24 protein-coding genes, 1 pseudogene and 1 riboswitch are annotated in these 25,698 nt (G+C 69.7%); of the genes and pseudogenes, 8 read left to right on the top strand and 17 right to left on the bottom strand.

The annotated features are described in order from the left end of the window. The first annotated feature begins 35 nt into the window (after nt 1-35). On the top strand, nt 36-731 hold the full coding sequence (locus tag ABZ893_RS33480; RefSeq protein ID WP_361411607.1) for a pyridoxamine 5'-phosphate oxidase family protein: 696 nt from the start codon (nt 36-38) through the stop codon (nt 729-731). 32 nt (nt 732-763) lie between these two features. Here ABZ893_RS33480 and ABZ893_RS33475 read toward each other — a convergent pair whose 3' ends face one another. Together ABZ893_RS33475 and ABZ893_RS33470 are read right to left on the bottom strand one after the other, a co-directional pair. Continuing rightward, on the bottom strand, nt 764-1,804 hold the full coding sequence (locus ABZ893_RS33475; RefSeq protein WP_361411605.1) for an EamA family transporter: 1,041 nt from the start codon (nt 1,802-1,804) through the stop codon (nt 764-766). Nucleotides 1,805-2,055: 251 nt separating this feature from the next. Next, nucleotides 2,056-2,508: a Clp protease N-terminal domain-containing protein gene (locus ABZ893_RS33470; protein ID WP_361411603.1), complete on the bottom strand. Its 453-nt coding sequence runs from the start codon at nt 2,506-2,508 to the stop codon at nt 2,056-2,058. A 261-nt stretch (nt 2,509-2,769) separates the two neighbouring features. Here ABZ893_RS33470 and ABZ893_RS33465 point away from each other — a divergent pair, with 261 nt between their 5' ends. Beyond that, nucleotides 2,770-2,958 (top strand): hypothetical protein, encoded by a 189-nt coding sequence (locus ABZ893_RS33465; RefSeq protein ID WP_361411601.1) that lies wholly within the window; start codon nt 2,770-2,772, stop codon nt 2,956-2,958. A 144-nt stretch (nt 2,959-3,102) separates the two neighbouring features. Further along, the gene (locus ABZ893_RS33460) at nt 3,103-3,531 is read left to right on the top strand and encodes an SRPBCC family protein (RefSeq protein ID WP_361411599.1); all 429 of its coding nucleotides are present in this window, start codon (nt 3,103-3,105) and stop codon (nt 3,529-3,531) included. Between the two features lie 124 nt (nt 3,532-3,655). On the opposite strand, the gene ABZ893_RS33455 is transcribed toward ABZ893_RS33460, so the two are convergent. After that, nucleotides 3,656-4,273: a PadR family transcriptional regulator gene (locus ABZ893_RS33455; protein ID WP_361411597.1), complete on the bottom strand. Its 618-nt coding sequence runs from the start codon at nt 4,271-4,273 to the stop codon at nt 3,656-3,658. Nucleotides 4,274-4,413: 140 nt separating this feature from the next. Between ABZ893_RS33455 and ABZ893_RS33450 the strand changes: the two genes are divergently transcribed. After that, nucleotides 4,414-5,223 (top strand): PhzF family phenazine biosynthesis protein, encoded by an 810-nt coding sequence (locus ABZ893_RS33450; protein ID WP_361411595.1) that lies wholly within the window; start codon nt 4,414-4,416, stop codon nt 5,221-5,223. A gap of 94 nt (nt 5,224-5,317) precedes the next feature. On the opposite strand, the gene ABZ893_RS33445 is transcribed toward ABZ893_RS33450, so the two are convergent. Beyond that, on the bottom strand, nt 5,318-6,118 hold the full coding sequence (locus ABZ893_RS33445) for a type II CAAX endopeptidase family protein (RefSeq protein ID WP_361411593.1): 801 nt from the start codon (nt 6,116-6,118) through the stop codon (nt 5,318-5,320). Between the two features lie 163 nt (nt 6,119-6,281). On the opposite strand from ABZ893_RS33445, the gene ABZ893_RS33440 reads away from it, so the two are divergent. Continuing rightward, nucleotides 6,282-8,048, top strand: a complete 1,767-nt coding sequence (locus ABZ893_RS33440) for a substrate-binding and VWA domain-containing protein (RefSeq protein WP_361411591.1) — start codon at nt 6,282-6,284, stop codon at nt 8,046-8,048. Between the two features lie 141 nt (nt 8,049-8,189). On the opposite strand, the gene ABZ893_RS33435 is transcribed toward ABZ893_RS33440, so the two are convergent. Further along, on the bottom strand, nt 8,190-9,710 hold the full coding sequence (locus tag ABZ893_RS33435) for a glutamate--cysteine ligase (RefSeq protein ID WP_361411589.1): 1,521 nt from the start codon (nt 9,708-9,710) through the stop codon (nt 8,190-8,192). A gap of 491 nt (nt 9,711-10,201) precedes the next feature. Between ABZ893_RS33435 and ABZ893_RS33430 the strand changes: the two genes are divergently transcribed. Next, on the top strand, nt 10,202-10,789 hold the full coding sequence (locus ABZ893_RS33430; protein WP_361411587.1) for a hypothetical protein: 588 nt from the start codon (nt 10,202-10,204) through the stop codon (nt 10,787-10,789). A 378-nt stretch (nt 10,790-11,167) separates the two neighbouring features. Then, nucleotides 11,168-11,365 carry a DUF5999 family protein gene (locus ABZ893_RS33425; protein WP_361411736.1) on the top strand — a complete coding sequence of 66 codons (198 nt, stop codon included), beginning with the start codon at nt 11,168-11,170 and terminating at the stop codon, nt 11,363-11,365. A gap of 80 nt (nt 11,366-11,445) precedes the next feature. Here the strand turns inward: ABZ893_RS33425 and gcvP are convergent, their stop codons facing one another. Beyond that, a complete protein-coding gene (gene gcvP / locus ABZ893_RS33420) occupies nt 11,446-14,331 on the bottom strand; it encodes an aminomethyl-transferring glycine dehydrogenase (RefSeq protein WP_361411585.1) in 2,886 nt (961 codons plus the stop codon). Between the two features lie 184 nt (nt 14,332-14,515). Continuing rightward, nucleotides 14,516-14,611: riboswitch (glycine riboswitch) on the bottom strand. A 115-nt stretch (nt 14,612-14,726) separates the two neighbouring features. Here gcvP and ABZ893_RS33415 point away from each other — a divergent pair. Next, nucleotides 14,727-15,128: a PRC-barrel domain-containing protein gene (locus tag ABZ893_RS33415; RefSeq protein WP_361411734.1), complete on the top strand. Its 402-nt coding sequence runs from the start codon at nt 14,727-14,729 to the stop codon at nt 15,126-15,128. A 36-nt stretch (nt 15,129-15,164) separates the two neighbouring features. Here ABZ893_RS33415 and ABZ893_RS33410 read toward each other — a convergent pair. From ABZ893_RS33410 to ABZ893_RS33360, 11 genes and pseudogenes are all read right to left on the bottom strand, one after another. After that, nucleotides 15,165-15,307: pseudogene (locus ABZ893_RS33410) on the bottom strand (DNA polymerase IV); the annotation flags it as partial. A 64-nt stretch (nt 15,308-15,371) separates the two neighbouring features. After that, entirely contained in the window at nt 15,372-16,799 is a 1,428-nt protein-coding gene (locus ABZ893_RS33405) for a DNA polymerase IV (RefSeq protein ID WP_361411583.1), read from the bottom strand. Between the two features lie 56 nt (nt 16,800-16,855). Then, the gene (locus tag ABZ893_RS33400) at nt 16,856-17,494 is read right to left on the bottom strand and encodes a MerR family transcriptional regulator (protein ID WP_361411581.1); all 639 of its coding nucleotides are present in this window, start codon (nt 17,492-17,494) and stop codon (nt 16,856-16,858) included. A 192-nt stretch (nt 17,495-17,686) separates the two neighbouring features. Beyond that, entirely contained in the window at nt 17,687-18,160 is a 474-nt protein-coding gene (locus tag ABZ893_RS33395) for a bifunctional nuclease family protein (RefSeq protein ID WP_006123076.1), read from the bottom strand. An 86-nt stretch (nt 18,161-18,246) separates the two neighbouring features. Continuing rightward, nucleotides 18,247-18,990, bottom strand: coding sequence for a MerR family transcriptional regulator (locus ABZ893_RS33390; RefSeq protein WP_361411578.1), 744 nt, complete (start codon nt 18,988-18,990; stop codon nt 18,247-18,249). A 16-nt stretch (nt 18,991-19,006) separates the two neighbouring features. Beyond that, nucleotides 19,007-19,963 carry an FHA domain-containing protein gene (locus ABZ893_RS33385; protein ID WP_361411732.1) on the bottom strand — a complete coding sequence of 319 codons (957 nt, stop codon included), beginning with the start codon at nt 19,961-19,963 and terminating at the stop codon, nt 19,007-19,009. An 82-nt stretch (nt 19,964-20,045) separates the two neighbouring features. Beyond that, nucleotides 20,046-20,924, bottom strand: coding sequence for a DUF881 domain-containing protein (locus ABZ893_RS33380; protein ID WP_361411730.1), 879 nt, complete (start codon nt 20,922-20,924; stop codon nt 20,046-20,048). 5 nt (nt 20,925-20,929) lie between these two features. After that, nucleotides 20,930-21,262: a small basic family protein gene (locus tag ABZ893_RS33375; protein ID WP_361411576.1), complete on the bottom strand. Its 333-nt coding sequence runs from the start codon at nt 21,260-21,262 to the stop codon at nt 20,930-20,932. After that, a complete protein-coding gene (locus ABZ893_RS33370) occupies nt 21,259-22,167 on the bottom strand; it encodes a DUF881 domain-containing protein (RefSeq protein ID WP_361411574.1) in 909 nt (302 codons plus the stop codon). The genes ABZ893_RS33375 and ABZ893_RS33370 overlap by 4 nt, the downstream gene beginning before the upstream one ends. A gap of 90 nt (nt 22,168-22,257) precedes the next feature. Further along, on the bottom strand, nt 22,258-24,753 hold the full coding sequence (locus tag ABZ893_RS33365) for a mannose-1-phosphate guanyltransferase (protein WP_361411572.1): 2,496 nt from the start codon (nt 24,751-24,753) through the stop codon (nt 22,258-22,260). Nucleotides 24,754-24,868: 115 nt separating this feature from the next. Beyond that, nucleotides 24,869-25,477 carry a CDP-alcohol phosphatidyltransferase family protein gene (locus tag ABZ893_RS33360; protein ID WP_361411570.1) on the bottom strand — a complete coding sequence of 203 codons (609 nt, stop codon included), beginning with the start codon at nt 25,475-25,477 and terminating at the stop codon, nt 24,869-24,871. Nucleotides 25,478-25,698: the final 221 nt, after the last annotated feature.

Here is a 25,698-nt window from a genome sequence, read left to right as displayed (position 1 = left end):
AAAGCAGATTATGCACTAGTGCAATGGAGTTGGCAATGAGTGTGGCATCCGAGCCCGGCACCGTCACTTCGGGGGACGCCGGTTCGTACGCGGCGACCGACCGCACCACCCCGGCCCGCAAGCTCGACCGGACGCACTACGACCGGGAGCTGGTCCACTCGATACTCGACGAGGCCTACATCTGCCATCTCGGCCTCGTCCGCGACGGCTCCCCCGTCGTGCTGCCGACTCTGTACGGCCGCGTCGGCGAGACCCTTTACGTGCACGGTTCGACGGGAGCGCGGGTTCAGCGCATGGCGGGCGCAGCCGATCCGGGCCTCCAGGTCTGCCTGACGGTCACGCATGTCGACGGGCTCGTCATCGCCCGTTCCGCCTTCCACCATTCGCTCAACTACCGCTCCGTGGTGGTGCACGGACTCGCGCACCAGGTGACCGACCCCGACGAGAAGGGCACGGCGCTCGACGCGATCGTCGACCATGTCGTGCCAGGCCGTTCCCAGGACTCGCGCCCGGGGAACGCCAAGGAACTCGCGGCGACGTCCGTGCTCCGGCTCGACCTCGCGGAGGTCTCCGCCCGGGTACGCGCGGGCGGCCCGAACGACGACGCGGAGGACCTCGGCCTGCCGTACTGGACGGGCGTCATCCCGCTGACGAAGGGCCACGGAGCGCCGATCCCGGCGGACGACCTCGCGCCGGGGATCGGGCTGCCGGACTACCTGACGATGCTCTGACGGGGGGCGGGACTCTCGGGGTCGCCCCTCGGCTACAGGTTCGTGGTGCGCTGCCCCGAAAGCGTCCGGTCCGCTTCCGACTGGTCGGCGTCGGCAGCGGTCTTCGCGCCACCCTCACCGACGGCGACCACCTCGGGCTTGGCCGGAGCCGAGGACTGGGCGATGAAGGCGCCGACCAGGACGACCACACCACCGGCGATCTGCGGGGCCGACAGGTGCTCGCCGAGGAGCACCCAGGCGAGGACGGTCGCGATGACCGCTTCGAGGCAGGCCACGACGCCGGCCACCTGGGGCGAGAGCCGGCGTACGGCGAGGACGCCGGTGACGTAGGCGACGACGGTCGCGAGCAGCACGATCCAGCAGAGCAGCAGCCAGGCCGGTACGGAGGTGCCGTTCATCGAGGCGCTGCCGCCGAGCACGGACCAGTCCATGCCCCAGGGCCGCGCCACGGCCGTCAGCACGAGGGCGCCCACCAACAGCCCGTACGCGATCATGCCGAGCGGGTCCGGTGCGCGCTCCCCCGCGTCGCTGCCCTGGTCGGCCAGGACGAAGTAGGCGACCTGGCAGCAGGCGGCGCCGAGGGCGAGGATCAGGCCGATCGGGTCGAGCCTGAGGCCCGCCCACACCTCGACGACGCAGGCGAGACCGCCGACGGCGAGGACCACACCGACGGCGGCGGCGCGCGTCACGGGCCTGCGCTGCACGAAACGCACCCAGAGGAGCACGAGGGCCGGGGCGAGGTACTCGATGAGGAGCGCGACGCCGACCGGGATACGGGAGAGCGCGGCGAAGTAGCAGGCCTGCACACCGGCGACGGCGAGCAGGCCGAAACCGGCGAGCAGCGCGGGCCGCTGAATCAGCAGGGAGCGGTGCCGCCAGGCGACGGGCAGCATGACGAGCGCGGCGCCCGCGACCCGCAGCCACACCACGTGGAGCGGGTCGAGACCCGCCTCGATGAGCGGCTTCGCCGCGACACCCGAACCACCGAAGGCGAGCGCGGACCCGAGGGCGAGCCCCAGCCCGATGCCCCGCCCGCGGTTCGCCTGAATCCCCTGAGACGCATACACCGGCACATCATGACAGCCCCCGTAATGACCGTCATCCCCGATAACCCCTGTCTCACGTGGCGGACGGCAGGCATAGGGCGGCTGACGTGGGGGAACGTGATGTAGGTGCATACGGCATCCATCACGACTGAGCTCAGAGCGCCCCGTAAGGGGCGCGGGGAACTGCGCGATCAGCCACAGCCTGCGGCAAGTCCCACACGTAGCGCACCACCTACGGCGCGGAGGCGTCAGTGCCCGACGGCCTCCGCCCAGCCGCCTCACGACCAGATCGCCTCCACCCGCCGCCGCAGGCTCTCCCTGTCGATGCCCGCCCGCGCCAGCACGTCGGCCGCGCGGCACTCGCCGTCCGCGGCCAGCGCGGCCAGCAGGTCCACCCCGCGCGCCCGCTTCTCGCCGCGCCGCACCGCACGGTCGAGCGCGGCCTCCATCGCGGCGGCGGCCGCCGGGGACCAGCCCAGCTCCTTCACGACGGGCACGGCGCCGGAGTCCTCGACGGTGCCCTGCCACAGGAGCCCGTAGCCGATGCTCCGCTGGACGAGGTAGCCGAAGAGCCGGGCGAGCTGGGGTGTGTCGCCGACGGCCTCCCGCACCTGCGGGTCCGCCTCGAGGAGCGAGTGCAGGAGGTGCGCGGTGTCGATCTGCCCGTCCCCGTCACGCACGGCTCTGCGCCGGGCGCCGGCCGGCACGGAGGCCAGTTCGGGACTCAGCACGGCGCAGGCATCTTCACGATTGTGGCCGCTTGCGGCAGCATCGGGCGGGGTAGGGCTTTGCACGTCTCCCACCCCATCAGCACCTCCCCGGCGTGACATCGCCGGCGGGAAGCATTTCCACGTCCGACGCAAGGTGGGCATGGCCAGGCGGGTTGTCCTCCTTGCGGATGAGATCACGCCGATTCACTTCGGGAGGTGGCGCCGCCTTGCATTCCGCGCCGACCGCAACCGGACCCCGACCGGAGGACGTCCTTCACTGATATGGAGAGCAGGTGCTGGCTCGTCGCCCTGCCCGCGATCGACGGCCGACAGTACGTGTACCGGGTGTACGCACCCGACGACGCGCTGCTCGCCGACCTGTTCTGGGACGCGTGGCACTGCCACGACGAGGGCCCGTTCCCCCGAGCTTCGGACCTCTTCGACGCAGCGGTCATCGAGAAGGTCACCTGACAACACGCCCCACCCGCACAGGCCCTGACGACTCATCAGTTCTTTCTGACGGTTCATCAGTATTGAATGTTCGCGGCCCTGAGACTACTTTCCGCGACACCACGGCTGCGCAGGCCGCAGCTCTCGTCGAGAAGGGGTGGTCGCATGGCCGAAGTCAGCGCGGAAGCACGGATCGGGGCCCCCGCGGAGAAGGTCTGGGCGCAGCTCACGGACTTCAGCGCGTTCGGAGAGTGGAGCGCCACGCACACGAGTTTCCCCAAGGGTCCGCCCACGGCGCTCGAACTGGGCGGCACGTTCGAGGAGAACATGAAGCTCATGGGCTTCCCGGCGGAGGTGACCTGGACCGTCGAGGACCTGGAGACCGCCCGCACCCTGGCCATCCGGGGCAAGGGGCCGATGGGCGTGAACATCGGTACGCGCTACACACTGACCGCGGACGGCGACGCCACCACCGTCCGCATCGACGGCGAGTTCACCGGCGCCGCCGTGTCGCTGATGGCGGGCAAGCTCAAGGACTCGGCGACGGCCGCGCTCAACGAGTCGCTGACCAAGCTGGCCGGCCTCGTGGCCTGACCCCGACGGCCACCCGGACCGGCCCCACGCCGGTCCGGACAGACAAACAAAGGCGCCCCGCACACATCACATGTGCGGGGCGCCTTCACTTGTCGATCAGTACAACCTCGTCCGCCGGGACGGCTCAGTGCTCGTCGGCGAGGATCAGGTACAGCTTCTTACGGGCGTCGTTGATGACGGTCAGCGCCTTCTCGCGCTGCTCCTTGCTGCCGGTCTTCCAGACCTGCCCGAACGCCTCCATCAGGCCGAAGCCGGCCTGGCGGATCTCGTTGAGCGTGTCCCAGTCGACTCCGCGCCCGGCCTCTTCCCAAGGGGCGTCCGGGCCTTCGTCGGCCGCGGAACGACCGGACTCGGTGAGGGCGAACAGCTTCTTGCCGCCTTCGCTCTCGCTGGCGATCAGGCCCTCGTCCTCGAGCAGCTGGAGGGTCGGGTACACCGACCCCGGGCTGGGCTTCCACGCCCCGCCGCTGCGCTCGGCGATCTCCTGGATCATCTCGTAACCGTGCATCGGGCGGTCCTTCAGGAGGGCCAGGATCGACGCGCGTACGTCGCCGCGCCGTGCCCTTCCCCTGGGTCCGCCCCGGCCGCCGCCGCGCCCGTGACCCCAGGGTCCCGGGCCGAAGCCCGGCCCGAAGGGACCGAAGGCCGCGCGCCGCGCCTCGAAGCCGCCCCGACCGGGATGGCCGGGCCCGCACGGTCCGTGTCCATGCCCGTGCTCATGTTCGTGTTCATGGGGACGCATTGTCGTCATTCCTTCCATCGTTGATCGGTCGCGATGCGTCAACGATATATCGGGACTGTTCGACTGACAACCCCCTCCCGGTCCAGCACTCAGGAATTGGCCTTGGCCTGCGCTTTCGTCACCCGCGTAGCGTCCGGTCCATGCGCATTCGAATCGTGGACGCCTTCACCGACCGCCCCTTCTCCGGCAATCCCGCCGGCGTCCTGCTCCTGGACGCCTTTCCCGACGACGCCCGCCTCCAGGCCGTGGCCGCCGAGGTCAACCACGCCGAGACGGCCTTCGCCCACCCACTGCCCCCGGGCGGCGACGCGGACTGGGCGCTGCGCTGGTTCACGCCCGCGACCGAGGTCGACATGTGCGGCCACGCCACCCTGGCCACCGCCCACGTCCTGCACAGCACGGGCGTGACCGACGGCCCCGTCCGCTTCGCCACCCGCAGCGGGGTACTCGTCGCGTCGCCGCGCGAGGACGGCGCCATCACGCTCGACTTCCCGACCGCGCCGCTGACGCACATCGACACCCCCGACGGCATCGCCGCAGCCCTCGGCGCCGAGCCCCTGTCGGTGCACGACACGGGCCGCCAGGTCGGTGACCTGCTCGTCGAGCTCGCGGACGAGAAGACCGTGCGCTCCCTCACCCCCGACCTCAAGGCGCTCGCGGCCCACTCCGCGCGCGGCGTCATCGCGACGGCCCGTGCGGAGGACCCCGACGGGCCGTACGACTACGTCTCGCGCTGCTTCTTCCCGAACGTCGGCGTCGACGAGGACCCGGTCACGGGCAGCGCCCACACGGCCCTCGCCCCGTTCTGGTCCGAACGCCTCGTCCGCGCCGAACTCACCGGCCTCCAGGCGTCCGCCCGTACGGGCCTCGTCCGCACCGAACTGCGCGGCGCCCGCACCCTGTTGACCGGCCGCGCCGTCACGACGATCGAGGGCGAACTGCTCGTGTAGGTCTCACAGAACAGGGGGCGTACGAATAGTTGTCACAGAACAGGGGGCGTACGAACACCTCGTACGCCCCCTGCGACCGCCTCACCGGCTCGTCTCAACCGGTCGGCAGCCAGCCCACCTTGCCCGCGAGCAGCGCGTAACCGACGAACGCGCCGATGTCGAGCAGCGAGTGTGCCACCACGAGCGGCCCGACCCGCCCCCACCGCCGGTACAGGTACACGAAGACGACGCCCATCACGAAGTTGCCGAGGAAGCCGCCGATGCCCTGGTAGAGGTGGTACGAGCCGCGCAGCAGCGCGCTCGCCAGGAGCGCCGCGGCCGGGGTCCAGCCCAACTGGCCGAGTCTGCGCAGCAGATAGCCGACGACGATCACTTCCTCCACGACGGCGTTCTGGATCGCCGAGAGGATCAGGACCGGGAACTTCCACCACACGCCGGGCAGCGCCTCGGGCACCACAGTGAGGTTGAAGCCGAGGCTCCGCGCCGCCAGGTAGAAGGCGATGCCCGTACTCCCGATGACCGCCGCGATCGCCGCTCCGCGGCTCGTGTCGAAGAGCGGTCTACGGCGGTCGAAGCCGATCGTCCGCATTCCGGCACCCTCGCGCAGCAGCAGGTGCGCGACGAGGGCGACCGGGACGAGCGCGCTCGCGATACCGAACAGTTGCCAAGCGAGATCGAGCCACGGCCGCCCTGGAGCCGCCGAGGCGTTCAAGGTCGCGGCCTGGTGCTTCAGACCGCCCGGTTTGGTGACCGATCCGACAAAGCTGATCAGCGCGGACACTCCGCTCGCACCGAGCGAGAGCGCCAGCACGAGCAGCGTCTCGTCCCGGAAAATCCGTCGCGAGAGTCGCTCGTTCGGAAAAGAATCGGCCACCGCACCCACCTCCGCCTGCACTCCTGCCTCCAGTTGAGTAATCCCGCCTCATCCCCCACGCCGCCCCGCTAGGGTCTCGAATGCAGGTACGAAGATCGCGCGCGACAGGCCGGGGGGACGAAGGCCGTTCTTTGGTGTACCTCTCCCTCGTCTTCGGGCCGGGCCGAGGAAGGGCACCACCGCCATGGGACGTCACAGCTTGCCCGACGAGTACGGGACGGACACCGTCGCCCCCCGCTCACGGGGCCGAACCGTGGCCATCGCCACCGCCGTGGTCCTCGTGGTCGCCGCGGGTACGACACTCGCCGTGCGCGGCGGGTTCCTCTCCTTCGGCGGGGCCTGCGGCGGCCGGACCATCCGCCTCGACGTCGTCGCCTCGCCCGATGTCGCCCCCGCGTTGCAGGCCGCGGCGGACCACGCCCGTAAGAACAGCCTGACCTCCGACGGGCAGTGCCTCGACGCCCGTGTGCAGGCCGCCGACTCGTACAAGATCGCCGACGCGCTGCGGCGGGGCGACAAGAGCACCCGGGAGTTCGAGGCGTGGGTGCCGGACTCGAGTCTGTGGATACAGCGCGCCGGCCTCGGCGAGGACCCCACCCCGGTCACGCCCATGGGCAACGTCGCCTCGTCTCCCATCGGGGTCAGCATGGTGCCGTCGGCCGCGAAGAGCATGGGCTGGCCCGCGAAGACTTACACCTGGGCGGAGTTGACGGGTGCGGCCATGCAGGGGGACGAGCTGCGGCTCGGGACGGCGGACCCGGCGCGCAGCGCGACCGGGCTCCTCGCCCTGTCGCAGTTGGGCAAGTCCTCGAAGAAGGGCGGGGCGGACAGCGACACCCAGGCCGCCGCTCTCGCCAAGGCGCTCTCCGAGCGCACGGTCGACAGCGACGCGCAGCTCACCGACACCCTCCCCCGCGACTCCTCCGGCACGGAACAGGGCAATCCGCGGCGCAATCAGGCGCTGATCCTCTCCGAGCAGTCCTCGTTCCGCTACAACGAGTCCGCCGCGGACGGCGACGACCTCGATCTCTTCTACCCGAAGGACGGGGCGCCGGCGCTCGACTATCCGTTCACGCTGCTCGACGAGGGTTCCCAGACGACGGACCAGCGGCGGGCGGCGACCCGTTTCATGACTCTGCTCGGTGAGGACGCCGGCCTGCGGATCCTGCACAAGCAGGGCTTCCGTACGGACGACGAGGCGCCGTCGGAGACCCTCGTCGCGGGGGCGGGCGGGCGCACTCCACAGCCGTACGCGACGGCGGACCCGGAACCGCCGACGGACAAGGAGCTCCAGGAGACCCTCGGCATGTGGACGATCACGGTGCAGAGCGCCCGGATCACCGTCGTCGTGGACGCGTCGGGATCCATGGCGAACCCCGTGCCGGGCCGCGGCCAGTCCCGGATGGAGGTCACGAAGGCCTCGATGCTCCAGGCCCTCGCCACGTTCACGCCCGAGGACGAGATCGGCCTGTGGGAGTTCAGCACGCATCTGGACGGCAAGCTCGACTACAAGAAGCTCGTGCCGACCGAGCGTCTCGGCGACCGCAAGGGCGACGGCACCCAGCGCGACCGGCTGTCCGCGGCCTTCAGCGGCCTCCAGCCCGTGCCGGGCGGCGCCACCGGCCTCTACGACACGACACTCGCCGCGTACCAGCAGGCCACGGCCAGTTACGCGAAGGGCAAGTTCAACGCCCTCGTCGTGGTGACCGACGGCGCGAACGAGGACCCGGGCTCGATCTCGCGCAGCAACCTGATCTCCCGCCTCGAAGACCTCGCCGACCCCCAGCACCCGGTACCGCTCATCGCCATGGCGGTCGGCCCGGACGCATCCAAGGACGAGGTCGAACAGATGGCCGCGGCCACCAACGGCTCGGGCCACCAGGTCAACGACCCGGCCCAGATCCACTCGGTGATCCTCAAGGCGATCATGGAGGCGGGGGCGAAGAGCTGAGGCTCCACACGAGCCGCACGCTCGGCGCCGGTCAGCCCATGAGCACCATCGGCTGACGCCGGCCCGCACCATCGGCCGGCGCCAGCCCAACCCGCACATTCAGCTGGCGCCGCCACACCCCAACCCGATCCGCTCGCCCCGTCACCCCACCCGCACCGTAGGCGCCGGCAGCCCCACCGGCCACGAATGCACCGGTTCCCCCGTATGCATCAGCTCCGCATAGCGCCGCGTCGTCGCGGCCAGCGCCGCGTCCCGCTCCAGACCCGCATCCAGCGCGCGATGGAACGTGGCCGCCTGCCACGACGCCCCGTTGACCCGGCGCCGGCACCGCTCCTCGATCACCCCGAGGTAGAAGTCCCGGTCCGCGGGCTCGACGCCCCACGCGTCGAGCCCGGCGGCGGCCAACGGCAACAGCTCGTCCCGTACGAGCGCAACCGCCGCCACCCGCTCCACCCCGCCGAACCGGCCCCGGCGCGGCCAGTCCAGGCGGGCCTCGATGCCGTACCGGCACGCCTCGTCGAAGTTGCGGGCCGCCGCGTCGAAGGGGAGGCGGGTCCACACGGGCCGGGCCTCCTCGGCGAGAGCACGCACAAGGCCGTAATAGAAGGCGACGTTCGCGATGACGTCGGTGACGGTGGGGCCCGCGGGCAGCACGCGGTTCTCCACGCGCAGGTGCGGGACGCCGTCCACGAGGCCGTACACGGGCCGGTTCCAGCGGTAGACGGTGCCGTTGTGCAGGACGAGCTCGCCGAGCGCCGGGACTCCGCCGTCGTCGAGGACCCGTAGCGGCTCCTCGTCGCTGAGCAGCGGCAGCAGTGGCGGGAAGTAGCGCAGGTTCTCCTCGAAGAGGTCGTACGCACTGCTGATCCAGCGCTCCCCGAACCACGTGCGCGGCCGCACGCCCTGGGCCTGCAGCTCGGGCGGCCGGGTGTCGGTCGACTGCTGGAACAGGGGCGGCCGCGACTCCCGCCACAGCTCGCGCCCGAAAAGGAACGGCGCGTTGGCACCGACGGCGATCTGTACGGCGGCGACGGCCTGCGCGGCGTTCCACACGTCGGCGAAGCGGGAGGGCGTGACCTGGAGGTGCAACTGCACGGACGTGCACGCCGCTTCGGTCGCGATCGACTCCGAGTTGCAGCGCAGGTGCTCCACACCCTCGATGTCGAGCGCGAAGTCCTCGCCCCGCGCCGCAAGCATCTGCTCGTTGAGCAGGCTGTACCGGTCGACGTCCGACAGATTCGCGGAGACGAGATCGTCGGGTGCGAGCGTCGGGAGAATGCCGATCATCACGATCCCGGCATCCACCTCGTTGGCCTTCCGGTGGGCATAGGCGAGCCCGGTCCTCAGTTCCTCCGCCAGCCGGTCGAGAACGCGGCCTTCCAGTCGGTGCGGAGCAATGTTCACTTCCAGGTTGAACATTCCGAGTTCTGTCTGGAAATCACGGCTCGCGATACGTTCGAGCACCTGCGCATTCCGCATTTTCGGCATACCGTCCGGGCCCGCGAGATTCAGCTCTATCTCCAGACCCATGAGATTCCTCGGCCGGTCGAACCGCTCCTCCTCCAGAAGGCGCGCGAGCCCCGCGAGGCACTGCTGCAACTTTCTACGGTAGTGCCGCCGATCGGACAGGTCGAACGCGCCCGCCACGACCTTCTCGCCCATGGAAGCGTCCCTCCTCGCATGGCCGGACCAACCACCTGGCCGGGTGTCACGATGGATGATGCCCAGGCAATGTGATCAATAAGGCCCGCGCCCCGGCGCACGCGAGTAGGCTCACAGCGGTTTTCCCGGGGCACATTCATACGGCAACCGACATGTCGAAGATTCGCTTCCACCTGTCGCCGCGAAATACAACCCGCGAAATCCAGCCGTCCGCACGCCATGAAGATTACGAGGTCACGGACCCGCCTCCTCGGGGAACCGGGAGCTTTTGGCCCATCCGGACGACCGGATAGCGCCTTGCCGGGGATTTCGGCGACAGCTAGCCGAAACACTATGTGAACACGTGTCGTATAAACTCCGCGGACGAGGCAGAGAGTGGGCGCTCGTGGCACTTTCCCCCGCCTTCTCTGGCCCGATCAGCTGACAGCGTCGTCCGCTCGTCGCGCCGCGACCTCGATCCACCGTGCCTGTCGAACGAGAGGCGACCCACGATGCCGCTGCATGTCTTCCCGGCCCCCGCGCCCGCCCTGCGCACCGTCCTCACGGCCCTCGGTTCCCCCACCGCCGTCCGCGAGGCCCGCACCCCGTCACTGCGTTCCGCCGAGGCCCCGGCATCCCCCGAACTCCCTTTGCCCGTCCACGTACTTGACCACGTCACCGGCGGGGCAGGACCGGCGCGCACCCGGCTCACCGCGTGGCGGTTCCTGATCCGCTGCGGGGAGCACGCGGTGGCCGCCGCCGACACGACACCGACGGCGGACGGCTGGGTGTTCTCGCACTTCTTCGAAGGCCCCTACGTCACGGCCACCGAGCGCGCCCTGCGCCAGGCCGAGTCACTGCCCACGCCGTACCAGCCGCGCCTGCTCTCGGTCCCGGAGCTGTACATGCTCACCCTCTGGCTGCACGGCGACACCACCGCCGACGCCGCCACCGGCCATCCATCGGCGGACGATCTCCTGGTCCCGCTCGCACCCGCGCCCCCCGGCATCGCGCCCCACCTCCCACACCGCGCGGCCGACCTCCTGCCCGTCCTCACCCACCGACTGGCCCCCGCGCCCCTCCTGATCTCACCGGCCTGACACGACGAGGCCTCCGACACCGCGCTGACCTCCCGGAACACCCGCCCCACGACCCGCACTTTCCGGTCGCGGGGCGTAGCCGTCCCACTACCCGGCCCGACCGGACTAGCCCCATCCGGCCACCCCGAACCACCCGAAGGGACAGTGCGGTTGGACTGAACCGCCCGCAGGGGTGATGCGTACTCCTTGAGTGAGGACCGCTGTCACCAAATACCTGCGGATTCCCGTCCGTGGAGCAACACTGGGGTCCGGACCGACCAATCAAAACGGGGGGCGGCCATGAACAACACACCGAGCAGCACACCGCGCCGCAGGACAGCTTCAGCAGCCGGCAACACACCCGTCACCGACATCACTCCGCAGCGAAAGATCCCACCCATGTGCCAGCACCAGCCACCGTGCCCGTCCGCAGACTCCGCCGACCGGGAGGCCGCGCACCCTGTGGCCCATCACCCCGAACAGGGCTGGAGCCTGCTCTGCAACGGCGTCCTGCTCTTCGAGGACACCGGTGAGCTGCTGCCCGACGGGCAGATCATCGCGCCGCACCGACCGGTCAAGGTCGTGACCGCGGCCTGAGCCCGCGGCGACAGCCAGGCAGCACGACAAGCGAAGGGGCCGGCCCCGGGAAACTCCCCGGGACCGGCCCTCACTCATGCTCAGTTCTCGTACGCGTCCATGGGCGGGCACGAGCAGACCAGGTTGCGGTCGCCGAAGGCCTGGTCGATGCGGCGGACCGGCGGCCAGTACTTGTCGGCGGCCGAGACACCGGCGGGGAAGACGGCCTCCTCGCGGCTGTACGCGTGGTCCCACTCACCGCCGAGCGCGGCCGCGGTGTGCGGCGCGTTCCGCAGCGGGTTGTCCTCGGCGGGCCACGTACCGGCGGCGACCTTGTCGATCTCGCCGCGGATGGCGATCATCGCCTCGCAGAAGCGGTCCAGCTCGGCGAGGTCCTCGCTCTCGGTCGGCTCGATCATCAGCGTGCCGGCCACGGGGAACGACATCGTCGGCGCGTGGAACCCGTAGTCGATGAGGCGCTTGGCGATGTCGTCGACGCTGACGCCGGTCTCCTTCGAGAGCGGGCGCAGGTCGATGATGCACTCGTGCGCGACAAGGCCGGCCGGGCCCGTGTACAGGACCGGGAAGTGCGGCTCGAGGCGCTTGGCGATGTAGTTGGCGCTGAGCACGGCGACCTGCGTGGCCCTCTTGAGCCCCTCTCCACCCATGAGACGCACGTACGCCCACGAGATCGGCAGAATGCCCGCGGAGCCCCACGGAGCCGCGGAGATCGGGCCCACGCCCGTCTCGGGACCGGCGGCCGGCTGCATCGGGTGGTTGGGCAGGTACGGCGCGAGGTGCGCGCGGACGCCGACCGGGCCGACGCCGGGGCCGCCGCCGCCGTGCGGGATGCAGAACGTCTTGTGCAGGTTCAGGTGCGAGACGTCGCCGCCGAAGTGGCCCGGCTTGGCGAGGCCCACCAGGGCGTTGAGGTTGGCGCCGTCGACGTACACCTGGCCGCCCGCGTCGTGCACCTGGGCGCAGATGTCGGCGACGTGCTCCTCGAACACACCGTGCGTCGACGGGTAGGTGATCATCAGGACGGAGAGCTGGTCGGCGTACTGCTCGATCTTGGCGCGCAGGTCCTCGACGTCGATCTCACCGTCGTCGGCCGTCTTCACGACGACGACCTTCATGCCGGCCATCACGGCGCTCGCGGCGTTCGTGCCGTGGGCGGAGGACGGGATCAGGCAGACGGTGCGGCCCTCGTCGCCGTTGGCGCGGTGGTAGCCGCGGACCGCGAGGAGGCCGGCCAGCTCGCCCTGCGAACCGGCGTTCGGCTGGAGCGACACCTTGTCGTAGCCGGTGACCTCGGCGAGGCGCTCCTCCAGCTCACGGATGAGCGTGAGGTAGCCCTGGGCCTGCTCGGCGGGCGCGAAGGGGTGCAGCTGGCCGAACTCGGGCCAGGTGACCGGCTCCATCTCCGTCGTCGCGTTGAGCTTCATCGTGCAGGAGCCCAGCGGGATCATGCCGCGGTCGAGCGCGTAGTCACGGTCGGACAGCTTGCGCAGGTAGCGCAGCATCGCGGTCTCGGAGCGGTGCGAGTGGAACACCGGGTGCGTGAGGTAGGCGTCGCCGCGCAGGAGGCCCGCGGGCAGCGTGTCCTTGGCGGCCGCGTCGAGCGCCTCGACGTCGGCCTCGACACCGAAGGCGGACCAGACGGCGCCCAGCTGGGCACGGGTCGTGGTCTCGTCGCAGGAGATCGACACGTGGTCGGCGTCCACGAGGTGCAGGTTGACCCCGCCCTCACGGGCTGCGCCGACGACGGCGGCGGCCTTGCCGGGCGCCTTCACGGTCAGGGTGTCGAAGTACGCGCCGTGCACGACCTCCACGCCACCGGCCTTCAGGCCCTCGGCGAGCAGCGTCGCGTACCGGTGCGTGCGGCGCGCGATGCTCTTGAGGCCGTCGGGCCCGTGGTAGACGGCGTACATGCCGGCCATGACGGCGAGCAGCACCTGCGCGGTGCAGATGTTGCTGGTGGCCTTCTCGCGGCGGATGTGCTGCTCGCGGGTCTGGAGCGCGAGGCGGTACGCCTTGTTCCCGTCGGCGTCGACGGAGACGCCGACGAGGCGGCCGGGGAGGCTGCGGGCGAACTTCTCGCGGACGGCCATGTAGCCGGCGTGCGGACCGCCGAAGCCCATCGGGACGCCGAAGCGCTGCGTCGTGCCGACGGCGATGTCGGCGCCGAGCTCGCCGGGCGAGGTGAGAAGCGTGAGGGCGAGCAGGTCGGCGGCGACCGTGACGACGGCGCCCAGCTCGTGGGCCTGCTCGATGACGGGCTTGATGTCACGGACGGCACCGGAGGCGCCCGGGTACTGGATGAGCACGCCGACGACGCCGCGCTCGGCGACCTCGGCCGGGATGCCCTCGCTGAGGTCGGCGACGACGACCTCGACACCGGTCGGCTCGGCGCGCGTCTCGATCACGGCGATGGTCTGCGGCAGCGCGTCGGCGTCGACGACGAAGGCGCCGTTCTTGACCTTGCCGATGCGGCGGGACAGCGCCATGGCCTCGGCGGCGGCGGTGCCCTCGTCGAGCAGCGAGGCGCCCGAGGTCGGCAGACCGGTCAGCTCGGCGACCATCGTCTGGAAGTTGAGCAGCGCCTCGAGACGGCCCTGCGAGATCTCCGGCTGGTAGGGCGTGTACGCCGTGTACCAGGCCGGGTTCTCCATGACGTTGCGCAGGATGACGGGCGGGGTGAACGTGCCGTAGTAACCGAGGCCGACCATCGAGCCGAGGACCTGGTTCCGGTCCGCGAGCGAACGCAGCTCGGCGAGAACCTCCGCCTCCGTGCGGGCACCGGGAAGGTCGAGCGCCTCGGCGCTCTTGATCACGTCCGGCACCGCGGCCGCCGTCAGCTCGTCGAGCGAGCCGTACCCGACCTGCGCGAGCATCTTGGCCTGCGCGGCTTCATCCGGACCGATGTGGCGCTGCTCGAAGGGGATTCCCTGCTCAAGCCGAGAGAGCGGAATACGGTTGGCGGTCATTGCGGAGGCCTCCTGGTCATTGCGACCTGCGAGGGGCACCACGGCGTGGGTGCCCGGACGGCCTCCCCCTCTGTCATCTCAACCTGAGAGTTTCACCGGCGCACCCCGTGTGACGAAGGGCATACCGGCTTTCACCGTCGGTGAGAGCGGAGGTGTGGACACCCGCCCTACTTTCCAGAGTGACCTCGTCCATGCGGTACGTGGGCCTGAGAGATTCCGGGGAGGATTTGCTCCTTCGGCGCCTCCGGATACCTCCGGAAGACTCTCCCGCACGGGGTCAGCAGCCGTAAGCCAGCCTACCAGCGGCGACACGGCCTCCGGCCTCGAGTGGCCGTCATCACCAATGTGCTCTTTCGTAGTGCTTACGGATGAGTTGCGACCAGCTGGAGGGCCCCGTGCAGACCGATGTCGATCCGCGCAGTCTGATCGGCCGCAAGGCGTTCGACCGCAACGGAGCCAAGATCGGAACCGTCGACGAGGTGTATCTCGACGACGCCACCGGCGTCCCGGAGTGGGCGGCGATACGAACCGGCCTGTTCAGCCGGGACGCCTTCGTCCCCCTGGAGCCGAGCGAACTGGTCGAGGGAACCCTGCGCGTCCCCTTCGAACGCTCCCTGATCAAGGACGCCCCCGACTTCGGGGTCGGCCGCCACCTCTCCCCCGAACAGGAGCTCCAGCTCTACCACCACTACGGCCTCCACCTGACGGTCCCCGACGACGCCGTCCCCCCGAAGGACCGCGACTTCGGCAAACTCGCCAACAACGGAAACAGCAACGGCACGTCAGACGACGCCTGACCCGCCGTCCGACCCCGCACCCGGCTCCGCACCGCCCTAAGGCACCAGCGGCAGCGGCCCGGCGCGGCGAGCGCCGGATCGCCGCTGCGGAGCGTCCACACCCGCCCGGGCCCCGAATACGGCGTCTCGAACCGCACCGTCACCCGGCCGAGCCCACTGCCCTGCACCCACCCGTGCCCGGCTCTCCCTCCGCCCGCCCACCGGCACCAGCGGCAGCGGCTCGGCGGAGACGAGCGCCGCGCCTCAGACAACACCCGACCCGCTGCCCCGACCCGCGCCCGACTCCCCCACCGCACCCCGCACCGCCCCGCCCACCGCCACCAGCGGCAACGGCTCCGCAGGCGCCAGCGCCGGATCGTCAGTACGAAACGTCCGCACCCGCCCCACCCCCGAATAAGGCGTCTCGAACCGCACCGTCACTCTCCCAAGCCCACTCCCCTGCACCCACCCGTGCCCGTACTCCTCGTGCCGCACGTCGTGCCCGGCCACCCAGCGCCGGTCCACGGCCTCGGCCGCTTCCTCCACCGCCGCCTGGCCCTCCTCCGACGCGCTCCTGTCACCATGAGCCTCGCCCGGCTGCGCGTCGGCCTCCGCCTGTGCCCGCGCCTGCGCGAACAGGTCCTCCTGCGTGTAGTCGGCCAGGCCGCTCACACCGACCCCGAGCAGCCGCACGCCACCGGTCGTGTCCACGGAGTCCAGCAGCCGCGCGGCCGCCTCCCGCACCACGGCCGGGTCATCGGTGGGCCCGCGCAGCGTCTCGGACCGCGTCAGCGTCGAGAAGTCGTAGCGCCGCACCTTGAGGACGACGGTCCGCCCCGACCGCTCCGCACCCCTCAGCCGCTCCACACACCGCCCGGCGAGCCGCCACACCTCGTTCTGCACGCGCACCCGGTCATGGATGTCCACGTCGTACGTGTCCTCGACCGACACCGACTTGGTGTCCCGCTCGGCCACCACAGGCCGATCGTCGTGCGCGAGCGCCATGGCGTACAGCGAGGCCCCGTGCGCCTTCCCGAGCAGCCGTACGAGCTCGTCCTCGCCCGCCTCGGCGATCTCCTCGACGGTGGTGATCCCGGCCCGCCGCAGATGGTCTCCGGTGGCGGGCCCGACGCCCGGCAGTGTGCGTACCGACATGGGCCCGAGCAGAGCGCGCTCGGTACCGGGCTCTATCAGGCGGAGCCCGTCCGGCTTGGCCTCCTCGGAGGCGATCTTCGCCAGCATCTTGGACGCCGCGAGGCCCACCGATCCCGTCAGCCCGGTGACGACCCGGATGTCGGCCCGCAGCCGCTCACCCACCAGCCGCGCCGACGCCGCGTCCGACGCCGCGCCACCGGCCTCCAGATCGACGAACGCCTCGTCCAGGCTCAAGGGCTCCACCAGCGGTGAAAGCTCCCGCAGCAGCGCCATCACCTGGTCGCTGACATCCCGGTACAGCCGGAACCGCGGCACGAGATACGCGGCATTGGGCGCGAGCCGCCGCGCCTGCCCCATCGGCATCGCCGAGTGCACCCCGAACACCCGGGCCTCGTACGAGGCGGTGGCGACCACCCCGCGCGGCCCGAGCCCGCCCACGACGACGGCTTTCCCGCGCAGACTCGGCTTCGCCGCCTGCTCCGCGGAGGCGAAGAAGGCATCCATGTCGAGATGCAGGATCGTCGGGGCGGTTCTCACACATCCGATGCTGCCCTACGGCACTGACAATGCCGCGCCGGACGCATCGGCGCTGCTCAGACGGCGCGGTTGCGGCGCCTCGCGAGCTCGTCGGCGGGGTTGTTCCCCACGAGGGTCTCGCCGGTGTCGACGCGCTCCCCGTGCAGCTGCGACAGGGCGCTCTCGACGTCCCGCCACACCACACCGACCGCGATGCCGAAGATGCCCTGCCCGCCCTGGAGCAGGTCGTGCACCTCCGTCGGCGAGCTGCACTCGTACACCGTGGCGCCGTCGCTCATGAGCGTCATCCGCTCCAGATCGCGGAAGCCGCGCTCCCTGAGGTGCTGCACCGCGGTACGGATGTTCTGCAGCGAGACACCCGTGTCGAGGAAGCGCTTGACGATCTTGAGGACGACCACGTCCCGGAAGCTGTAGAGGCGCTGGGTCCCCGACCCGTGGGCGGGGCGCACACTGGGCTCGACCAGCCCGGTCCTCGCCCAGTAGTCCAGTTGCCGATAGGTGATCCCGGCCGCCGCGCACGCGGTGGGTCCCCGGTATCCGACCTGCTCGGGCGTCGCGTCGTCATCCCCCCGAACGACCGCCGGCAACACTGTCGGCCGACGCGGAGTGTGATCGGCCGCGTGGCCGTGAAGCGAGTACGGGCCCGCCGGACTGTGTCCGGCACCCCCAGCCGTACCGTCGCCGCTGCTTCTCACGCCGACCTCCTCTTTGACCTGCCTTCTCGACGGTAGGCAGTCACCAGGGGTGCGTCAACGATCGCCACACTCGGCACGCCGAGTGATAATCACCCTAAGAGTGGTTTCCCGTACCCCACCGCGGGGAAAGGCTAGCCGAATGTCCGGCCGGGACCCGGCGCGGCTGCGGCCGCCGGACGGCGGCCGCGCGCGTCACTGGCTGTTGGTCCCGAAGTCCTCGGGCGAGATCTGATCGAGGAACTCGCGGAACTTCTCCACTTCGTCCTCCTGTTCGTCCGGGATCGCGATCCCGGCATCGTCGAGCACACCGTCACTGCCGTAGATCGGCGTACCGGTGCGCAGCGCGAGCGCTATGGCGTCGGACGGACGGGCACTGACTTCCACCCCGCTGGCGAACACCAGCTCCGCGTAGAAGACGCCTTCGCGCAGGTCCGTGATGCGTACTTCGGTGAGCTCCTGGCCGACCGCTTCCAGCACGTCCTTGAACAGGTCGTGCGTCAGCGGGCGGGCGGGAGCCATGCCCTGCTGTGCGAAGGCGATCGCCGTCGCCTCCCCCGGACCGATCCAGATGGGGAGGTAACGGTCGCCTCCCACTTCACGCAGGAGCACGATCGGTTGGTTGGAGGGCATTTCGACCCGGACACCTACGACGTCGAGCTCGTTCACACAGCAACCCTAGGACGTGCCCGGCAGGTTTGGGTAGTCGGGCACCCGTCGATCGCCGGTCGCACACCGCGCGAGCACCCCTCGCATCAGGGCAGACGCACGCCGAGAGCGGTCTGCACGAACGCCCCGTGAAGTTTCACGGTCAGTGCCGCGAGCTCCTTCGCGCGGGCCTGCGCGTGCGCCCTGGTCTGAGGATTGCGGTGCCGTCGCAGCGGCGCCACGATCTGGTCGACCAGGCCGGCCTCACGGTCGGCGGAGGCCTTCATCGCCCGCAGATGCCGGGGCTCGATGCCGAACCGGCCGAGCTCCGTCACCAGCTCGGCGACCGTGACCGCCTCCGCGTCGTACCCGCCGTCCGGCAGCGGCGCGAGGAGGCCGTACGACTCCCACTCGTCGAGCTCGGACGACTCGATGCCGGCGGCGGCCAGCAGCTCGTCACGGCCCACACGGGCCACTGTCGGGCCCTCGCCGCCCTCGGAGGCGCTTGCGTCCTCCCCGTCGCCCGGTCGCCCCGGAGAGGGCAGCGTGATCGCTTCTCCCCGCTCCAGAGCGTCGAGCTGTTCCTTGATGACCTTCAGCGGAAGGTAGTGGTCCCGCTGCATACGCAGCACGTGGGCGAGTCGCTCGACGTCGTCCGGGCTGAACTTGCGGTACCCCGAGGGGGTCCGCTGCGGATCGATCAGCCCTTCCGACTCCAGGAACCGGATCTTGGAGATGGTGACTTCGGGAAACTCGTCGCGCAACACGTTCAGTACGGTGCCGATGCTCATCAGCCGACTGTCCGTGAGGGCGGCGCCGTGACCGGCACCGCCCTTCGGTGTTTGAAGCATGGACCTTCCTGACAGGTCAGATGCCCCGCTGGCTCGCGTAGAAGACCAGCCGGTACTTGCCGATCTGCACCTCGTCGCCGTTCGACAGCGTGACCGAGTCGATCCGCTCCCGATTGACGTACGTGCCGTTGAGGCTGCCCACGTCGCTGACCGTGAAGACGCCGTCCGCACCGCGACGGAAATCCACATGGCGGCGCGACACGGTCACGTCGTCGAGGAAGATGTCGCTCTGCGGGTGGCGTCCCGCCGTGGTCAGTTCACCGTCGAGGAGGAAGCGGCTGCCCGAGTTCGGACCGCGCCGCACCACCAGGAGCGCCGAGCCGAGCGGCAGGGCGTCGACGGCGGCCTGGGCCTCCGGGGAGAGCGCCGGCGAGAGCGTCTGACCGGTGACTTCGGCGTCGTAGGCCTCAAGGCCCGAAATGGAAATGGTCGAGGTCGTCTCGGACGGACGCTCGGCTCCGGCACGCAGCGGCGCACCGCAGTTGGAGCAGAACCGGCTCGCCTCGGCGTTGCGGTTTCCGCACCTCGTACACACCTGTGCCGACATGGACGGATCCTCCTGCCGCGGCTGCCCCGCGGGGGCATTGGACGCATACGGGTCGGGGGCGAACCCTCCACCCGCACTTGAGGTTGACGGTTCCCCGAAACCTATGCGGCCGGACGCGGCAGGGTCAACAGACGACGCGCCCTGTCCGCCCGAAATGTCACCGCCTTGACCACCGACCTCATCGCGGAACAGAGGGCGCTCGGCCCCCGGCTCCTGAGCGCCCTGGGAGCGCGGCGCACGGTGACTGCCAGCGGCGTTGCCGCTGTCCTCGCGTGCGCTCTTGCCGAACAACTTCGCAAACAACTTCACGGGCGATTCCCCTTGACCGAAACAGACCCGCCCGTGGGGCAGGACGAACCCTGATTGCACACACCGCCGTACATCAGCGGTACAGACATCCTCACAACGTCCGTATCCGCCAAACAGTTTCCACCACGCACACCTCTTACGGTGCGCCGACCCCCCGCAACCTCATGCCCTCGCGGAAGGACCCCCATGCACCCCCGCCTCACTGGGAAGACGACTGAGCGTAGTCAGGCCGCTTCGCCGGTCGCAAGGCGTCTACAACGATCTTCTGAGCCCGACTCACGGTAACCGTGGCCTGCTCCTTCTCCAGAGTCTGGACCACGCCACCAGGGATGTTGAGCGCCGGCTCCAGGTCCTGCGGCTTGCCGATGACCTTGAAGACATAGGGCTGGGCGATCTTGCGACCGTCCACGCTCACTCCCCCGCCCGTCGCGTCCGTCAGATACGTGTCGGCCACGATCCGCACGTCGTTCACCTGGATCGCCTCGGCACCCGCGGCCCGCAGTTCCTGGATCGCGTCGAGCAGCATGTCCGCCTGCACCGAGCCCTTCTTGTCGCTGACCGTCAGCGTGATCCCGGGGCCCTGCGCCGCCACGGTGCCCGCCAGAATGCCGAGTTGCTTCTCCCTCTCGACCGTCTGCTTGCGGGCCTCCTCGGCCTGGTTGGAACTGTTCTCCAGCTCCGTACGCTGCCCCTCGAGACGCTGCTTCTCATCTCCCAGACGCTGTGTACGGTCATCCAGTTCATCGAGGATGCGGACAAGATCTTCCTGACGCGCCCCGCGCAGCGCGCTGCTGTCGCTGTTGGACCGCACCTGGATGGCCAGACCGAGGCCCAGGACGAACAGCAGGACGGCGACGATGAGTTGCGCCCGGGTGACCCGCGGCGGCCACAGTCCCTTGGCCAGCCGCTGACGCCCGGTCAGGGACGGGTCCTTCGTCCTGGCCGCCGGATCCGCCGCGGCCGACGCCTCCGGGGCGTCCTCGGCCGGCGCCGCCGCTTCGTCCGCCGCCTTGGGAGCGACCTCGGCGGGCAGTTCCTTGCGCAGGCGGTGCTGCTCGGGGTTCTCTTCCTCGGACATCGGCGTCACGCCCGGAAGATGTGCCGCCGGATGGCGGCCGCGTTGGAGAAGATGCGGATGCCGAGCACCACGACGACGCCGGTGGACAACTGCGCGCCCACGCCCAGCTTGTCGCCCAGGAACACGATCAGCGCCGCCACGACGACGTTCGACAGGAACGACACGACGAAGACCTTGTCGTCGAAGATCCCGTCGAGCATCGCCCGCAGACCGCCGAACACCGCGTCGAGGGCCGCCACCACGGCGATCGGAAGATAGGGCTCGACCACCGCCGGAACCTCTGGCCGGACGAACAGTCCCACCACGACTCCGACGATGAGACCCAGTACGGCGATCACGATGTGCCCTTCCCTGTGCTTGGCTCTGCTGTACGTACGATCACGCTCGGCGCCGCGGGCAGCCGGACGTCGTCCTGGGCCGAAATGGCGGTCCGGATCCCGAAGTTCTCCTGCAGGGCGTGAAGGTACATGCCGTCGGGGCTGTTCTGGAACCGTGTGCTCAGCCGACGGCCGTCCCCCACCGCGAGCACCGTGTACGGCGGCACGAGGGGCCTGTTGTCGACCAGTATCGCGTCGCCCGCCGCACGGATCGCGGACAGGGCGGTCAGCCGCTGCCCGTTGATCGCGATGGCCTCCGCCCCGGACTGCCACAGGCCGTTCACGACCTTCTGCATGTCCCGGTCCCGCACCCGCCCGGTGTCGGAGAAGCCGGCGCTCTCACGCGGCCCACCGCCGCCCTGGTCGGCTTCCTTGGCGTCGTCGACCACCAGCTTCACGCCGGGTCCGTGCACCGCAGTCGCCCCGGAAAGCAGGCCGACCAGCTCACCCTTGTCCCCGCCGTGCTTCTTCAGCGCCTCACGCTGCCGGCCGCTCACGTCGTTCCGGAGCGTCTCCACTCTGCGTTCGAGCTTGTCCGCGGCCTGCGTCTCCCGGTCGATACGGGCGATGAGCTCCTCGCGCTCCTTCGCCACGACCGGCGCCGCCACCCGCGCCTGCGCCGCCCCCACCGTCACCACGAGCGCCGCGAGGACAAGCCCCGCCGCGAGCCCGAGCTTGGCGCGCAACGTCCGCGGCATCCCGCCGTTTCCCTCGGCCTTCTTACGGGCCGCCGCCTCCGCGTAGCCGTCGTCGAGGCTGTGGTCCATCACGTTCGTCAGCAGCGACATGGACGCGTCGGGCCGCCTGGGGCGCACGGGGCCCGCGGGACTGCTCCGTTCGGGGGGCTGCTGCGACATGCCGCACATCGTCGCACGTGGTGCCCCCTACCTCCGAATGGCCCCACCCGCGTACCGGCCGACGCCCTCCACGGACGCCGGCCGGATACGGAAAAACCCTCAGCGACCTGCGCTGTCCACGACCACCGCCCACTCGTCGAGCAGCTGCTGCGCGGATGCGTCGTCGGGCCCCTCGGCCCACAGATGGGTGACAGCTTCGGCAGGGTCGGGCAGCACCATCACCCAACGGCCGTCCGCCTCGACGACCCGGACACCGTCGGTTGTGTCCACGGAACGGTCACCGGCCGCCTCGACCACGCGCCGCATCACGAGCCCCTTCACCGCCCACGGAGTCGCGAGGTCCCGCTTGAGCACATGCGCCCGCGGAATCCGCGCGTCGATCTGACTCAAGGTCAGCTGCGTACGCGCCACGAGCCCGATCAGCCGCACGAACGCGGCAGCACCATCGAAGACGGAACTGAACTCAGGAATGATGAACCCGCCCCGGCCGTCACCGCCGAAGATCGCCTCATCGTCCCGCCCGACGCGCGTCAGATCATCGGGCGACGTCGTCGTCCACTCCACCTGCGTCCCGTGATACGCGGCAACCTGCTCGGCGATACGCGTCGTCGTCACCGGCAGCGCCACCCGCCCGCTGCGCCGCTCCGCCGCCACCAGGTCCAGCATGACGAGCAGCGCGCGGTCGTCCTCGACGATGCGCCCCTTCTCGTCCACCAGCGAAAGCCGCTCGCCCACCGGGTCGAAGCGCACGCCGAACGCGGCCCGCGCCGACGCCACGATCTCCCCGAGCCGCACGAGCCCGGAACGCCGCGCGTCCCGCGTCTCCGTCGGCCGCGACTCGTCGAGACCGGGGTTGATGGTCAGCGAGTCGACACCCAGTCGACCGAGCAGACTCGGCAGCACAAGCCCCGCGCTGCCGTTCGACGCGTCGACGACGACCTTGAGCCCCGCCTCGGCGATCCCCGTCGTGTCCACATTCCGCAGCAGGGAACCCGTGTACGAGTCGAAGACGCTCGACGGAAAGTGCAGGTCCCCGATCTCTCCGGGGAACGCCCGCCGGTACTCCTGCCGCGCGTACACGCGGTCGAGCTTGCGCTGGCTGCCCTGCGAGAGGTCCGCGCCCCGTTCGTCGAAGAACATGATGTCGACGGAGTCCGGCACTCCAGGCGTCGTACGGATCATGATCCCGCCGGCACTGCCCCGCGCGGTCTGCTGCCGCGCGACCGGCAGGGGCACGTTCTCCAGGTCGCGTACGTCGATGGCGCTCGCCTGCAGCGCGGAGATGACGGCCCGCTTCAGCGCCCGCGCACCGCGCGAGTGGTCACGGGCCGTGGTGACGGTCGACCCCTTCTTGAGCGTCGTCGCGTACGCCCCCGCGAGCCGCACGGCGAGTTCCGGGGTGATCTCGACGTTGAGAATCCCGGAGACGCCACGCGCGCCGAAGAGATGCGCCTGCCCTCTGGACTCCCAGATCACCGAGGTGTTGACGAACGCACCGGCTTCGATGGTCTTGAACGGATAGACCCGTACGTTGCCCTGGATGATCGATTCCTCACCGACGAGGCATTCGTCGCCGATGACGGCGCCGTCCTCGATGCGGGCGGCCCGCATGATGTCGGTGTTCTTGCCGATGACGCAGCCGCGGAGATTGCTGTGCTGGCCGATGTACACGTTGTCGTGGACGACGGCCTTGTGCAGAAAGGCCCCGCTCTTCACGACGACGTTCGAACCGACCACGGTGTGCTCGCGCATCTCTACGTCGGCTTCGACCTTGGCGTAGTCCCCGATGTAGAGCGGCCCGCGCAGCACGGCGTCGGGATGCACCTCGGCGCCCTCGGCCACCCACACACCGGGCGAGATCTCGAATCCGTCGATCTCGACGTCGACCTTGCCTTCGAGCACGTCCGCCTGTGCCTTGACGTAGCTCTCGTGCGTACCGACGTCCTCCCAGTAGCCCTCGGCGACATAGCCGTAGATGGGCTTGCCTTCCTTCATGAGCTGCGGGAAGACATCGCCGGACCAGTCGACCGACACATCGGCGTCGACGTAGTCGAAGACCTCGGGCTCCATGACGTAGATGCCCGTGTTCACGGTGTCGGAGAAAACCTGGCCCCAGGTGGGTTTCTCAAGGAAACGCTCGACCTTCCCCTGTTCATCGACGATGGTGATGCCGAATTCGAGGGGATTGGGAACACGGGTCAGGCAGACCGTTACGAGCGCACCCTTTTCCTTGTGGAAATTGATGAGGTCGGTCAGGTCGAAATCGGTCAGCGCATCGCCGGAGATCACAACGAAAGCGTCGTCCTTGAGAGCTTCCTCGGCGTTCTTCACGCTGCCGGCGGTGCCGAGTGGCTTTTCCTCGTTGGCATACGTGAGCTCCATTCCGAGCTCCTCGCCGTCCCCGAAGTAGTTCCTGACGAGAGATGCCAGGAACTGGACGGTGACGACGGTCTCGGTGAGCCCATGCCGTTTGAGCAGCCGCAGCACATGCTCCATGATCGGCCGGTTCACCACCGGCAGGAGCGGCTTGGGCATACTCGAGGTCATGGGGCGAAGGCGTGTCCCTTCGCCTCCAGCCATTACGACGGCCTTCATATCGGAAGCGTCCTCCTCGCAGAGACGACTGTCTAGCCGACTTCGCCCGTCCGGATGGACCCGCAGATCTCAGGTTGCGGACCGATATGGCCTCAAATACCGCTACATGGCGAGCTCAATCGACCGTGGAGTCCGCCCTGACCAGTCGGCGGACTTGTACTACGTACAGGATCCCTGCCCACCAGTACAGCGTTGTACCCCAACCCGCGAACGCCCAGCCGAAAATAGCAGCGAGCGTGTTGATCCAGCCGCTTCCGTCACTGAGGAGCAGCAGCGGGAACGCATACATGAGGTTGAACGTCGCGGCCTTACCGAGGAAGTTCACCTGCGGCGGCGGATAGCCGTGCCGGCGAAGGATTCCCACCATCACCAGAAGAACCAGTTCACGGGCAAGCAGTACGGCCGTCAACCAGATCGGCAGAATCTCGCGCCAGGTGAGTCCCACCAGCGTGGACAGAATGTAAAGCCGGTCAGCGGCGGGGTCGAGGAGCCGGCCGAGGCTGCTGATCTGATTCCAGCGCCGGGCGAGCTTTCCGTCGAGATAGTCGCTGATTCCACTGAGCATCAGGACAAGCAGCGCCCAGCCGTCGCTCTTGGGCCCGCCGAACTCGGGCCTGAGGATCAGCCACAGGAACAGGGGTACGCCGACGAGACGCGCCATGCTGAGGATGTTCGGGATGGTGAGCACCCGGTCCGTCTGGACACGGGTCTCCTGGACCTCCACCCGGGGGCCTCCTGTGGGAAACGAGCCAACGATGCCTCCTGACCTTACCCTCAGGACACCGGCACCCGCGCAGAGGGGTGCCCTCGAAGTTTTCCCCTGAACGCAGAAAAGCCCGGACGGTTTCCCGTCCGGGCTTTTCTCTAAATTTAGTTCGGCGGCGTCCTACTCTCCCACAGGGTCCCCCCTGCAGTACCATCGGCGCTGTGAGGCTTAGCTTCCGG

It is taken from the genome of Streptomyces sp. NPDC046821, assembly GCF_040645335.1.
Classification (GTDB): Bacteria; Actinomycetota; Actinomycetes; order Streptomycetales; family Streptomycetaceae; genus Streptomyces.
Note: the sequence above shows the minus strand (reverse complement) of the source record. Positions and strands in the feature narration are given on the sequence as shown.

Coding starts and splice junctions, on each gene's coding strand:
- ABZ893_RS33480 (WP_361411607.1), top strand. CDS start 36: ATGAGTGTGGCATCCGAGCCCGGCACCGTCACTTCGGGGGACGCCGGT.
- ABZ893_RS33465 (WP_361411601.1), top strand. CDS start 2,770: ATGGAGAGCAGGTGCTGGCTCGTCGCCCTGCCCGCGATCGACGGCCGA.
- ABZ893_RS33460 (WP_361411599.1), top strand. CDS start 3,103: ATGGCCGAAGTCAGCGCGGAAGCACGGATCGGGGCCCCCGCGGAGAAG.
- ABZ893_RS33455 (WP_361411597.1), bottom strand. CDS start 4,273: ATGCGTCCCCATGAACACGAACATGAGCACGGGCATGGACACGGACCG.
- ABZ893_RS33450 (WP_361411595.1), top strand. CDS start 4,414: ATGCGCATTCGAATCGTGGACGCCTTCACCGACCGCCCCTTCTCCGGC.
- ABZ893_RS33440 (WP_361411591.1), top strand. CDS start 6,282: ATGGGACGTCACAGCTTGCCCGACGAGTACGGGACGGACACCGTCGCC.
- ABZ893_RS33435 (WP_361411589.1), bottom strand. CDS start 9,710: ATGGGCGAGAAGGTCGTGGCGGGCGCGTTCGACCTGTCCGATCGGCGG.
- ABZ893_RS33430 (WP_361411587.1), top strand. CDS start 10,202: ATGCCGCTGCATGTCTTCCCGGCCCCCGCGCCCGCCCTGCGCACCGTC.
- ABZ893_RS33425 (WP_361411736.1), top strand. CDS start 11,168: ATGTGCCAGCACCAGCCACCGTGCCCGTCCGCAGACTCCGCCGACCGG.
- gcvP (WP_361411585.1), bottom strand. CDS start 14,331: ATGACCGCCAACCGTATTCCGCTCTCTCGGCTTGAGCAGGGAATCCCC.
- ABZ893_RS33390 (WP_361411578.1), bottom strand. CDS start 18,990: ATGCTTCAAACACCGAAGGGCGGTGCCGGTCACGGCGCCGCCCTCACG.
- ABZ893_RS33380 (WP_361411730.1), bottom strand. CDS start 20,924: ATGTCCGAGGAAGAGAACCCCGAGCAGCACCGCCTGCGCAAGGAACTG.
- ABZ893_RS33370 (WP_361411574.1), bottom strand. CDS start 22,167: ATGTGCGGCATGTCGCAGCAGCCCCCCGAACGGAGCAGTCCCGCGGGC.
- ABZ893_RS33365 (WP_361411572.1), bottom strand. CDS start 24,753: ATGAAGGCCGTCGTAATGGCTGGAGGCGAAGGGACACGCCTTCGCCCC.